Genomic DNA, 13,773 nt, shown 5'->3' on the forward strand with positions numbered 1-13,773 from the left:
TAACAAGTTAAAAAAATAGCGCATTAAAAATGCGCTATTATGGTGCAATCTATTTAGCTAATGTGCAAAATTAAACTTTTTCAGGTTCTGCTTTTGGTAATACTAAGTTAAGTACTATTCCTAAAATAGCGCAGAGGCTTACGCCCTCTAAACTAAATTGGCTACCACCAATATGCATACCACCAATACCACACACCAAAATAAGCGCAACAATACTTAAGTTACGCGGCGCGGTTAAATCATCGCCCGACTTAACCAGTGTATTTAAACCCACTACAGCAATAGAGCCAAAAAGTAGGATCATAATTCCGCCCATTACTGGCACAGGAATAGTTTGCAAACCAGATCCCATTTTAGCTACAAACGCTAAAATAATGGCAATAACAGCTGTCCACATCATTACTTTAGGATTGAAGTTTTTGGTAAGCATAACTGCCCCCGTTACTTCTGAGTAAGTAGTGTTAGGCGGGCCACCAAATAATGATGCCGCAGAAGTCGCAAGGCCATCACCAAACAAAGTACGGTGAAGCCCAGGCTTTTTCAAAAAGTCTTTATTGGTTACTTGGCTAATAGCCATCATATCGCCAATATGCTCAATTGCAGGTGCTATTGCTACAGGTACCATAAACAAAATAGCCTGCCATTTAAACTCAGGCCAAGTAAAGTTTGGTACAGCAAACCACTGTGCGTTAGTCACTGCGTCAAATTGCACAACGCCCATACCAAGCGATAAACAATAACCCGCTACAACTCCTGCTAATATAGGTATAAGCTTAAATACGCCTTTTCCCCATACTGCAAAAATAAGCGTAACCACTAACGAGAACAACGAAATATAAATAGCGCTGGTGTAATCAATAATTTGAATACTGCCGTCGCCACTTTTACCCATCGCCATATTTACAGCAACAGGTGCAAGCGCTAAACCAATAACCATAATTACAGGGCCTACAACCACAGGCGGTAAAATTTTATGAAGCGTTGCAACCCCTTTAAATTTTACTAATAAACTTAAAAGCATATAAGCAAAGCCCGCCACCATTAAGCCGCCCATAGTGGCCGGCACTCCCCACATTTGCACAGCGGCAATAATAGGAGCAATAAAGGCAAACGATGAAGCTAAAAATATAGGCACTTGGCCTTTAGTCACTACCTGAAACAGCAAAGTACCAATGCCTGCGGTAAAAAGCGCAACATTAGGATCCAAGCCCGTTAAAAGCGGCACTAATACCAATGCACCAAATGCTACAAACAGCATTTGCGCGCCCGTTAAAATAGTTTTTATTGAAAAGGTGTCATTATTTTGCACTTAAGACTCCTAAACAGTACCGAATATTTTGTCGCCTGCATCGCCTAAACCAGGGATAATATAGCCCTTTTCGTTTAAGTGGCTATCTACTGAGGCTGTAAATATTTCTACATCTGGATGTGCTGTAAGTGTTCTTTCAACACCTTCTGGTGCTGCAACGAGTACAATTACTTTGATTTCTTTACAGCCTGCTTTTTTAAGCATATCGATTGTGGCAATCATTGAGCCACCCGTTGCAAGCATAGGGTCAATAACTAAGCTTAAGCGCTCATCAATATTACCTACTAGCTTTTCAAAATATGGTACTGGTTCTAGTGTTTCTTCGTTACGTTCAAGACCAACCACACTTACTTTAGCGGCTGGTAATAACTGCATAACACCATCCATCATGCCAAGACCAGCACGCAAAATAGGCACTACGGTAATTTTTTTACCCTTAATATGCTCTACTTTTAATTTATTGCCATCCCAGCCTGTAATTTCGTTATCTTCTAACTGTAGGTTTTTAGTTGCTTCGTAGGTTAATAAGGTTCCAACTTCAGAACATAATTCACGAAAGCTTTTAGTACTAATACCATGCGCTCGCATTAGGCCTAGTTTATGTTGAACAAGAGGGTGAGAAATAACGTGAATTGCCATGATATAAACCTACTGATACAAGAATTTGCAGTATTTTATATTAAAAAAGGTCATTTGACCTGTAGTTTTAAAGAGATTTTCATACATCGTGCCAAAATGTATTGTTTTGCTTGATATTTATGCAAGCAATCAACCCGTTGTGTTTATTAAATGTTACTCGCTAACCAGCTGTTTACTTGCTGTTGCATATAACTATTTATTTTTTAATGCTCAGGGCTCCAGCCAGCTAAAAATCGATAAAAGTCAGCCCATGCAGCAGGCCATAAAGCGAGCCAATCGTCAGCTATTTTACTTGCTGGTGCTGTAGGATGATAAGTAGTAATAGCAGCCTTTAAATTATCAAAATAAAACGCAAGATACTCATCAGCGCACTCGTGTAATTGTGCATCACTTAAGCAACTGGTCATAAAATACATTACATCAATTATCCCAGAACCTGCACCTATATACTGAAAATCATAACCGAGTATTTCATCGCGCTCATTAGCTGCAAAGTTAGCAAGTTTTGCATCGCCATGAATCAGCGTTTTATACGCACAACTTTGTAGCTGCTCATCTATTTTATGTGCAGCATTTTTAATATCGGACTTTTTATCAAGGTTATCTTTTAGTTTATTAAACTCATCTGGGCGCGTGCTTAAATGCCAGTAGTTGCCTTGCTGCCATAACCCATCAGCGGGTTTACTTAAGTTAAACGCATGAAAGTGTGCAAGCCACCTTAATATAGCTTTAACATGTTGTGGCCCTGCTTGAGTAAACCCATGTTTGGTAAAGTTTTTAAACACCAGCGCGTATTCATCGTCTTTATTAATTGCACCTATACATTCAATACTTTGCGCATGTACTGGTAAATGTTGGCTATAAAGCTTATAAAATGTGTATTCAACACTATAGGAATGCTGCTTTCTTTTAAGCGCAAATTCGCTTTGTTTAATTTTAGGATGGTGTATATAACTGGGTATTTTAATAGCTTTAATAACACATGGCTCATCATCAAGCTGGCACTGCACAATACTGCCACATCCACTCCAAAGTGATGTAAGCGTATCGCCAATTTCAATGTGCTTAAAGTGAGGTTGTAATAAAGGAATATAAAATGCCATAGCTATATTAAGTAATTAAGTTTTTTGTAGTTTAACATTAGTGGACGTTTTTAATAAAACTAAGGCATAAAAAAGCCCCGCTTTGTTTTATACAAGTTTGTATGTAAATAGTGGCCAAAATCACTATGTCAGTACACCAGGTTATTTCCATTTCATCCATTAAATAAGTCATTAGCCTATTAAATCTAAATTGCACGCGTGAAAATGGCTGCATGGTGCAGTTGTGATTTATTACTGAATAGTTTTACTGAGTAGTTTAAGTTTTATGCTAGTAGCTTTTCGCAGTTACTGATATTCGCTCGGCGCTTTCGGTTTAAGTTTTCACAATAACCTTCTTGTGAGGCTGGCCTGCCCACTGCGCCATGAAATACGCGCGTAAATTGGGTTGTAAGCTTTAACCAGTTTTCTGGAGATATATTCACCCTTTCTAGTAACGGCAAGTGTGTACTTTCAATATGCCCTCGCTTGTCTTCTCGTATACAACGTCCTGTTAATTCAACAAGTTCAAGGTACGATTTAAGCTCAAACGGCAGCCCTTTTGGCATTATTTGACGTGACATGCCTGCAAAGCGAAGGAGTTGTTTTGGTTGTTTACCATCCTTTGCATATGTTAGTCGCTGTTTGATGCTGGTATGGCCTGAATCCTCTGGAGTGTTAGCTATTTTAGCTCTAATGGGGTTTAAGTCTACATATGCCATACAAGCTGCAAGTGCTGCTTCATCTAGTAATGCTTGCGATTTGAATCTCCCCTCCCAGAACCGTCCAGTGCAGTTATCTTCTTTATTTGCTCTGCGAGCAATGTCTTCATTTAATAGCCGCATAAACCAACTGATACTTGATAAGCGCTCTCGGTATTGCTTAACCGTTTGATTGAAAAAGATGAGTTCAACTTTACTTAGCTTTTCACCTTGTACATATTTTTGCGTTAGCAATGTGCCTTTACAGAGTTTATGCCAGCGAATAATAATCGCTTTATCATTTAGACTATTCGCTTTCTTATCATCAACATACAATACTAAATGGGTATGATTACTCATGACGGCATAAGCACATACATCAATACAAAATATTTTTGCTAATACGAGCAACTTATCTTCAACCCAGCCTCGTCGATGCTCATAAGACTTGCCTGTAAAACGGTCTTCGCCACATAAAAAAGCACGACGCACGCAACGTGAAATACAGTGATAGTATTTTGTATCAACCAAACTTACTTGACGCTTTCTTGCGATTGCCATAAGACACCCTGCTTGTTTTTTACACTAAACAAAGGCTAGCCTTTAATTTTAAAAAGTGCAAAATTTAGGATGGGTGTCTTGTTTATTCTAAGTCGTAACATACACTTATCCTGTATGTACTTCACTTATAATGAAATAAAAAGCGCACGCTAACCAAGGTTAACCAGATAAAGACACGAGATTTAATCTCGCTTGGGTGAATATTTTTTAGGTCCCTTGGTACAAAGCTCATTAGGAGCATGGCGCATGGCGCATGATAACCATGACACCATAGCTCGAATATATGTCAGTACCTTTGCTTTTTAGCAAGCTTGTGACGCATCATTACTGTGATATGAGATACATGATAATAAAATAAAGGCATCAATTTTGATGTTTATACATTAGCTCGTCTTGACTTCAAGGGAGCGTCCATATATGTCTAGTTTATTTTAGTTAGGATGGGTGTCTTGTTTATTTGGTCTGAAAACAAACTCAAAGTCACATAAGCCAGATAAAACAAAGCCCCGCGAGTGCGAGGCTTTGAATTCAAAAATTAAAGGCAGAATGATATAAACCTTAGCTTTCGCATACTCATTTACTTAATGTATAAGAAACTATTTCATTCGATAATCTATTAATTATAAATTCGCCACCACCACCTTTTATCCTTTTATTCAGATCCTGCATTATTAGGTTGCTGTTGTGGCTAACTCTGATAATTATATGTTTTTCATCCTCTTTAAATGAAAATTTATAATAACGCATGGAATGCAACTCACTTTCAGCTAGGGGCGAAGCAACATCAACATATTTATTAAAAACATCAAGGATTTTTTGAGCATCTTCTCCTGTTATGGTTTTATCTGCCTGAAAAGGTTGCCATTCCACTCTCCCCCTCTCTTTTGCTTTACTGTTGGTACTTAGAACACAAAAAACAATAAAACATACATATAAACTACAAAATAATGTTTTCTTTTGCATATCACACTCCTTTTTTACTTCTTAGATGTTGGATCATTCTTATCGCTTGGCAAAGAAACCCCTTGAACTTTCCCATAACCCGGAGTGGTATAACCATCTTTCTTACCATTGTTATACCATATGAGGGAACCATTAGGCGTAGTAGTATACTCATCATTATCCCCAAGTAATGTATCAATATCAGCGTCAGAAGGTTTGTTATCACTCGGCCTTTTATAAGCAGCATGGGAATGCACGGTTGATATTATCTTTTGACCATTTTCAACTTTAGTATTGGGGTTAACACCTATTTTCCCGCCTTCAGATGGCTCATTGTAGGAATACTTTTTATCTCCATTCTCATCGGTATAAATATAAATAGATGAACCTAACTCAACATCTCTATCTATAGAATCTTGGTTATGTGTTTGACCGAAATCTTCTGCTGCATCCTTTAGAGTATCAAACGGGTCCCCGGCTTTCATTCCATCTGGATCGATGTACCTATAAGGATTATTATTAGCGTATGTATACCTATTAAATCCATGAATCCCATTTAAAGTGCTCAAGTGGCTAACAGCATCAACCGGATCATTCGAATAAAAACGCCCGATAACTGGATCATAGTATCGTGCCTGCATATAACTCAACCCTAAGTCGGTGTCGAATTTATGCCCTGTGTACCCTACATCATCTTTGGGGGCTTCTATCGATTCACCAAATGGACGAGCATGCTGACGGCTTTCATTCACTGTTTGCGGTGTTACATTACCATATTTGGCAATCAGTTTTTTACCTAAGTAAATATAGTTAGTGCCGCTGCCGGTTATGGTGTCGCCTTTTTCTCTGTACAGCAATGTACCATCTTGGCTGTACATTGAATAACTTGTACCGTTAGCATCTGCCTGTTTTACGCGGCGGTTATGACCATCATATAAATAGCTGTTGCCTTTGGCTGAAGTAAGCTGATTAGCGCGGTTAAAACTCAGCGTGTATGCGCCATTATTAGTGATGTTACCTCGGGTATCGTAACCTATTGAGCCATATCGACCACTTACGCCGGTTACTTTAGATAAACGATTTTTAGCGTAATCATAGGTATAATTAAGTGTTTTATTCTTATTTTTATAGTACGTAATGTTACCGAGCCCATCGTAGTGCATTTCACTCGACCCAATACCTGCCGCCCCAGTGGTACTGGTTAAGCGGTCAAGATCGTCATACTGTAAATTAGTTAAACTATAGGCGCTGTTTTGGCTATCAATAATCGACGTTACATTTGCATTATTGTCGTAATCATATGTTAAAGCCATAACAGTACTAGGTATATTACTGCCAGCTGGGCCTGTGTCTTTAAGTTGTTTTGGTAGTAGGCTATCTGCATATAGTGTTGTTTGATGCTTAACACCATTACCATACGTAAACGAACTCAGTGTACCATTAGTATAATAGCTTGCACTTTTCGCAAAACTTAAATCAACATTTCCACTTTTATACACTTGTGCTTCTGTTGGCTCACCAAAGCCATTGGGTTTGAAGTTTACAATAGTTCCATCTGGGTAACCTAACTGTTCACGCTGTTGCAAAGCATTGTATTTATAATTAAGCATTAGAGGTAGTTCATTACCCACAAATAGCTGCTCTTCTTCGAGGCGATTTTGGTTGTTGTACTCATAACGATGAATTACATTACCAGCTGTTAAGGTTTTAACGTTCCCGTTGTTATCGCGCTCGTAGCTAACATCGCCTGAAGCATCTGGGTAGTTAACTTGTTTAAGACTGCCTAAGTTTTCATATGTATAAAAAGTACTCCCACTCGGCGCTGTAGTTGTACACTGTGTATTAGCAACGCCACTTTGGCTCCAGATGAGTTCACCTATTACATTGTGCTTATAAAGGGTATTGCCTACATCCGGTCGTGTAGTTAAACATAACTGTTTACTATTGTCGTAATAACGACGTTCAGTAACACTCGTTGAATTTCCATACTGATTAGCACCAGCTTGTGTAATAGAATGTGTTAAACCAAATATATCAATATCTAATGCGGTGGTTACATTCTCAGGCGATTCTATTTTTATTGCGCGCGAGTAACTTGGTGAACCAAAGGCTTGATAGGTTGTGGTTGTTACGTGACCTTTTGCATCCGTTATTTCTATACGGTTACCAGATAAATAGGCGTAATTAATGGTGCCTAATCCACTTGTTGTAACACTTTGCTGTCGACCTAGTGAGTCATAGACGGTTGTAGTGCCTTTATTTTCACTTATATTTGCGCTTGCATAAGATTGGAACGTTGGTTGATTCAAATAGTTATATTCGAAACGCTGATAACGGGTACTATTTGCTGCTGAGCTATTGGCTAAATCTTGGCTTTTTGTTTTCGTCAGTCGCAATAAATTGTCATAGTACTCTGTGGTTTTAAATACAGCGTTACCTGTACATGCTGTCCGTGAACTATTTAACGTACATGTTGACGCAGTGCGGGTATTGGTATCGTTATCCCAAGTATATAACGTGTCGTACCAGTTGCCATTAGCCGCATCATTTGTTAAATCTACGGATTTAATACGACCCATGTCATCATAGGTGTAATTAGTTGATACGCCATTATAATCGGTTGTACGAGTTACCCACCCGTTATTATCAACTACCCTACCCGCACTCATGCTTCCTGTGGTTGACCTATTTGGCACCGTTATTACCTGCGGTAAACCGCGCTTGTAGTTTGCATATTCAATAAAACGCTTACCAGTGCCTACTGAACGATTTGAATTAAACTCTATTCGCTCAACATTGCCTTGTGCGCTGTAATCAGTGAAAGTACGTTGTAGTTGACCAAATAGGTACTCTTTTGACGGTAATTGTTGGTTTGAAAAGTAACTATTCGAAAAAGCATTGTACTGAATGCGTTTAGTTTCTATATAGTTTTGATCATCGCTTGATACTTGGGTGATGGTAGGTAAATTTAAAATCCAATTTAAAGTGTCATGCTGGTAAAACTGCTTTTTATAAAAAGTACCCGATGGCCCTGCTAGAACAACTTGCTCAGGTGCATCATAAATATTATAGATATAACTTTTAGTAAAGCTGTCACTGTTAACATGTTTAGTAACTCTTTTATCCTTTACGATATAAGATAAAGTGTCTGTATTCGTGGTTAAAATTGGATCGACAATACCACTGTTACCTTTAAAACTACTCTTCCAATATTGAGTCAATGTTTTTTGATTTATTTCTCCATTTGGGCCATGTTCGACCTGAGCTATAACCTGCCCTTCAGTTTCATCCCAGCGTTTACTAATATAGCTGTTAATATAACTATTATTCGGCGCTGTGACCTTGAGTACCCTTAAGTCATAAGCAGATAGCCCCAAACCACTTGGGATAGAGGAACAATCACTTTTAGTATTACAAGTAACTTCTTTAGTGTTTCCAATAATTGCAATACCACGTCTGAAACTACTAACTTCTGAACTACTTAAACCTGCAGAACTAAAGTGTGAATAATTATTACTGTAGGCATATGTCCAAACATATTGTTCATCATTAATATCTATTGATTTACTTGAAATTGCTAAATTAGCATAGCAAGCATTATAGTTTATAGGCTTGCCTTGACGAGTATGACGCTGACTTTTTGCCGGGACTTCCGTTCGTCCATGTACGGTCAATTTGTAGTTAAAACTTATGTTGGCGCCGTTAGGATGTTTTACTTTAAGGGAGCTTTCTGGGCCATATAGCGGAGTAGTGTGGCTATATATACAGCTTTCTACATTAAAATTTGGTTTTACATATATCTTGCTCGCGTAGTTTATAAACTCAGGAAAATCATACTCCCAACTTTGGCCTGTTGGAAGTATGACGTCTGTTAAGTTATGGTTTTGATTTGCATACTTTTCTTCATATAAATACTCCCAAACCTGCTCTTGGCTTGTTATTTTATTTATGCGTCCCGATGATTCATATGAAAACGAAACGAGGTCTTCGCTATGGGCTGAGCCAGAAGGTTGGTATGTGATTTTTTCCAATTTACTACCATCAAATATATAATGCAGCGTATTGCCAAACTTATCTTCAACTTTTGTTGCAACGTAAGCAAGTTTACTACGTTGTGCAGGTTTTGTTTTTACAAGTGGTAACCCCAATTTTTCGATACGATGACCTAAAGTATAAATTAAGCCTTCACTCGTTTTTACAATAAAATACTCATTACCATTTTCACTACTACAGTTTATTGATGCATTGAGCTTGGTTCGGTAACGATGCTGGCCAGAACCACCTAATAATTTCCCACTAGCACCAGGTATAATCACATCGGCTCCGTTCCAATATTCATGCTGCTCATAAACATCACCATAAAATGAAATGGGGCCAGGAGATAAAGCACTTGAACAAGCTGTACTAGAATAATAATTATTGCTATAGCGAGTGCTGCCTTTTAAGTAAGTAGCTTCTATTTTTGGTAACTCGAGCTCCCAATCACCGAACTGTGCTGGGGATTTATCATTTTTACCTGTAAGCCGATTATATGTCCGTGTAATATTTAGAGGGATCTGTGAGTTCGTTTTAATACTTAAGTCAGTGACAGTAAATGAGAGTGAACCATCAGCTAGTGAAATACTTTCACCAGCTAAATTACTTGTAAGCGCCTCAACCTCTCGCTTGACGGCAAAACGCTCTAAATTATACTCAGATGGAGGCGCTATTAACTCAACATCACCTCCACCCGGAGGCTGTGCCGCTAAAGTAAACAGCGGAGCTAATAACATTGTTGATAAATAATAAGTAAAATTTTTCATTATTGCTCTCCCTGAGATTCAGCCACTGGACTACCAAGTAAATCCGTATGTATAAATATAATTTGTTTTGTATTTGCTGGTGAACTAACCGTATAAACGGCCTCTTTTATATCACTAGATAATGAGCCGATCTTAGTTGCAAACACACATAACTGGCGACTAGAGTTAATAGAAAGAGGTGCAACATAGGTAAGCCAGTTATTTACACTGGAACAATCAGACTCGAGAGGTATCAAAGCGTATTTCATTACTGCTTGCTGAGCATTCGTAATAATTATGTTATCTGTTGGAATTACATTACCCCCATCCGGTGATATAGAAGGAGCGGATAACTTAACTTGACGATTGATTAGAGGGCTATATAAATAAGCGGAATAAACAGAACTATCAGTAAAGGTATCTGTTCTTTTAGCTCTCACCCTAAATTTAACTGCTGAAAAAACAGCCATGTTGTATAAGTAACTATTGCTAATTGTACTGCCTAGTAATCTATAGTCATTACTAAGCATACTGTATATATTATTATTGCTAAGCTCTGCAATCTCAACGTCTATACTATATTTATAGTTACCCTCTCTTGGAACAGAGAATAACTCAGCCGGTGGTGGAAGTTTAGGCGGTAGTGTAATTACGCCATCATTGGGATACCAATTCCACATAATGCGCAACGAACCATTATTTTCTTCATACCTAAAGTTGCTTGGCGTTGGAACCAACGAAGGGGCTGGTATTGCAGGATCGATAATAGCTCCTTTCGAATCAAATACACAAGAAAGCATTAACAAAAAAACTACTAAGAACCTCATTTTAATTTCTTTTTATATACAATAATTAAACATACAGTACACCTTTATAGGTACATAGTAAATTAAATTTTTAGTATGAAATGTGCTCACTTATTCAGAATAGTTACAAAAATTAAATACTTGTTTTTAGTTAATTTTATATCAACTAACTTTATTAATGGGCTACTTTGAGGTAAGACAGCTTTGTGGATAACGAGAAAAATATCTCGTTATATTATTGTCTTCGACAATTGATTTTCCTCCAGATCTTATTCAACCATAAATCAGGAAAAGCCACCGTAGTTGATATCAAGAATAATCTCAAAAGTTGAATAAATATTATTGAAAACTGATATTTAAAAAACACAAAAAAGCCCCGCTTGTTTTTACACAAACGAGGCTCCACACTAATTATTTACTCAAAAATAAAAGCGCCGATACTGCAGGCGCTTTGCATCATTGAATTTAATTACTTTAAATTACTGATTAACTACACTTTTAAGCGGATTAATCGGCTGTGCGTTATCGTCTAGTAGATTCATATCAAAATCGAACTCATCTACACGAATCGCTTTTTCACGTTTGATGTTGTAATCAATTAACTGAACGTGTTCAGCTTGCGTGATTACGTTTGCCGCTAGTGCGTTATCAAGCGTGATGTTAAAGCGTATACCTGGTTTAATTACTTTAGCACGTAGTGCTTTTTTAACTTTAGCCAGCTCGCCAAGTGATGCCATTTTAGCTTTGTAAGCTTGCTCATTAATATGATGACCATCGCCTACTACTGGTTTAACTAAATGCGTAATTTGCGCTTTAAATGCGGTATCTAGCTGAGCTTGCTTAGCTAGTTCGCGGATTAAATCATCGCTAATTTTTGGCATTTTAGTTGAGTAGTTCATTGTAATGAAACGAATAAACTTACGTGTACCACTTGCAGGGAAGTTATCTAAAAACTTATGCAATGCTTCTTCAGCACTTTGTAGTGCAAAACGAGTCGCGTAATGGAAATACGGCGCTGCTTGCTCACGGTCACTACTTGATACTTTTTGCTCGTAGTATTTAATTGATGCCATAGCTGCATATAAGAAGCTCATTACATCGCCTAAACGTGCCGATAGCATTTCTGCTTGTTTTAACTTACCGCCAAGTACAAGTAACGAAAAGTCTGCGTACACTGCAAGTTTTGCAGATAATTTATGTACTGCTTTTTCATAGTCGCGTACTTCTGGTAATTCAGAATTAGCACTTGCTGTAAATGGTAAAACCCCCAGGCGGAAAGCACGTAAGCTGTTTGCTGTGCTGTAACCAATTGTTTTACGCAAAATGCCGTTAAATTCTTTATCTGCGCCTTTGTCTTCGCTGTGAATTGACTCAACCATAGATTGTAAATATGGGTGACAACGCATAACACCTTGACCAAATATCATCAGGTTACGTGTAAGAATGTTCGCGCCTTCTACCGTAATGGCAATCGGCTGAGCAACATAACCACTTGCTAATGTATTTTGTGGACCATTTTGAATCGCTTTACCCGCTTGAATATCCATTGCTGAATCAAGCACGTCGCGACCAAGCTCTGTCATGTGGTATTTAGCGATTGCAGTTACTACTGATGGTTTTAAGCCCATGCCTAAGCCTTCAGTTGTAAGTACGCGCATTGCTTCTTGTAGGTATGTTTTACCTGCAATGTCAGCTAGTTTTTCTTGAATACCTTCAAACTGGCCAATGGCTAAACCAAACTGTTCACGCACTGCTGCGTATTCAGATGCTGATTTAAATGCAACTTGTGCTGTACTAACACCTAGCGCAGGTAATGAAATACCACGGCCAGCACCTAAACAGCTAACCAGCATTTGCCAACCACGGCCGATATTTTTCTGTCCACCAATAACAAAATCCATTGGTACAAATACTTTGTTACCACGTGTAGTACCGTTGTAAAAACGAATACCCATTGGGTCGTGACGATTACCAAGCTCTACACCTGGGTGCTCTTTTGGAATAAGTGCACAGGTAATACCTAAGCTTTCTTTACCACCTAATAAACCATCAGGGTCCATTACTTTAAAAGCTAAACCAAGTACGGTAGCAATAGGTGCAAGCGTTATGTAGCGCTTGTCCCATGTGATCTCAAGGCCAAGTACTTCTTCGCCTTTATACATGCCTTTAGTAACTGTACCAATGTCTGGAATGCCACCTGCATCAGAACCCGCTTCTGGGCTTGTTAATGCAAAACATGGAATGTCTGTACCATTTGCTAGGCGTGGTAAGTAATGTGCTTGTTGCTCTTGCGTACCAAAGTGAAGTAATAATTCACCTGGGCCTAACGAGTTAGGAACCATTACGGTTACCGCAACTGCTGAGCTTTTAGTCGCAATTGTGCCAACAATAGTAGAGTTTGCATAAGGGCTAAACTCTAAACCACCAAATGACTTAGGAATGATAAGCGAGAAAAAACGCTCTTTTTTCAAAAATTCTAAGATGTCATTTGGTAAATGAATGCCGTTTTGAATCACTGAATCGTCAATCATGCCCAGTAGTTCTTTTACTGGACCGTCTAAGAATGCTTGCTCGTCTGCGCTTAATGTAGCAGCAGGTACGTCGCGAAGTGCACTGAAATCAGGTTTACCTTGGTAGATAGAACCTTCAAGCCATACATCACCCGCGTCTAGCGCTTCTTGTTCTGTGATAGAAATACTTGGTAATACTTTTTTTAGTTTTGTACGTAAACTCATGATTGAACTCATCCGACCAGCTAAATAATAACTACATTACGTCATAAAAAATCGTTTAGATCAATTACTCTATTCAATTAATTAACAGTTTTTTCAATTTATTTTCTTTACCTGAACGTAAACTGTTGAAACACAAAGGCTTACAGTTGTACGCTGAAAAAAAGTATTTTAACTAAAATGATGAATAAAACAGCAAAAGCTCTAGCGCTGTATCTATTTT

8 protein-coding genes are annotated in these 13,773 nt (G+C 38.2%); all 8 read right to left on the minus strand.

The features are described 5' to 3' along the window. Window positions 1–70: 70 nt before the first annotated feature. Window positions 71–1,309: a uracil-xanthine permease family protein gene (locus tag AAEY68_RS00740; RefSeq protein WP_007580880.1), complete on the minus strand. Its 1,239-nt coding sequence runs from the start codon at window positions 1,307–1,309 to the stop codon at window positions 71–73. 9 nt (window positions 1,310–1,318) lie between these two features. Then, window positions 1,319–1,948, minus strand: a complete 630-nt coding sequence (upp, locus tag AAEY68_RS00745) for a uracil phosphoribosyltransferase (RefSeq protein ID WP_007580883.1) — start codon at window positions 1,946–1,948, stop codon at window positions 1,319–1,321. Between the two features lie 203 nt (window positions 1,949–2,151). Further along, complete coding sequence (locus AAEY68_RS00750) at window positions 2,152–3,051, minus strand: phosphotransferase (RefSeq protein ID WP_350585340.1); 900 nt, start codon at window positions 3,049–3,051, stop codon at window positions 2,152–2,154. A gap of 263 nt (window positions 3,052–3,314) precedes the next feature. Continuing rightward, the gene (locus tag AAEY68_RS00755) at window positions 3,315–4,289 is read right to left on the minus strand and encodes a transposase (RefSeq protein WP_350585341.1); all 975 of its coding nucleotides are present in this window, start codon (window positions 4,287–4,289) and stop codon (window positions 3,315–3,317) included. A 573-nt stretch (window positions 4,290–4,862) separates the two neighbouring features. Beyond that, window positions 4,863–5,252, minus strand: a complete 390-nt coding sequence (locus AAEY68_RS00760) for a hypothetical protein (RefSeq protein WP_350585342.1) — start codon at window positions 5,250–5,252, stop codon at window positions 4,863–4,865. Between the two features lie 14 nt (window positions 5,253–5,266). Continuing rightward, complete coding sequence (locus AAEY68_RS00765) at window positions 5,267–10,033, minus strand: RHS repeat domain-containing protein (protein ID WP_350585343.1); 4,767 nt, start codon at window positions 10,031–10,033, stop codon at window positions 5,267–5,269. Then, window positions 10,033–10,839: a hypothetical protein gene (locus AAEY68_RS00770; RefSeq protein WP_350585344.1), complete on the minus strand. Its 807-nt coding sequence runs from the start codon at window positions 10,837–10,839 to the stop codon at window positions 10,033–10,035. The genes AAEY68_RS00765 and AAEY68_RS00770 overlap by 1 nt, the downstream gene beginning before the upstream one ends. Before the next feature lie 458 nt (window positions 10,840–11,297). Continuing rightward, a complete protein-coding gene (locus AAEY68_RS00775) occupies window positions 11,298–13,553 on the minus strand; it encodes an acyl-CoA dehydrogenase (protein WP_024592148.1) in 2,256 nt (751 codons plus the stop codon). Window positions 13,554–13,773: the final 220 nt, after the last annotated feature.

Origin of the sequence: Pseudoalteromonas sp. RB2-MNA-CIBAN-0110 (genome assembly GCF_040309305.1) — a bacterium.
GTDB lineage: Bacteria > Pseudomonadota > Gammaproteobacteria > Enterobacterales > Alteromonadaceae > Pseudoalteromonas > Pseudoalteromonas arctica.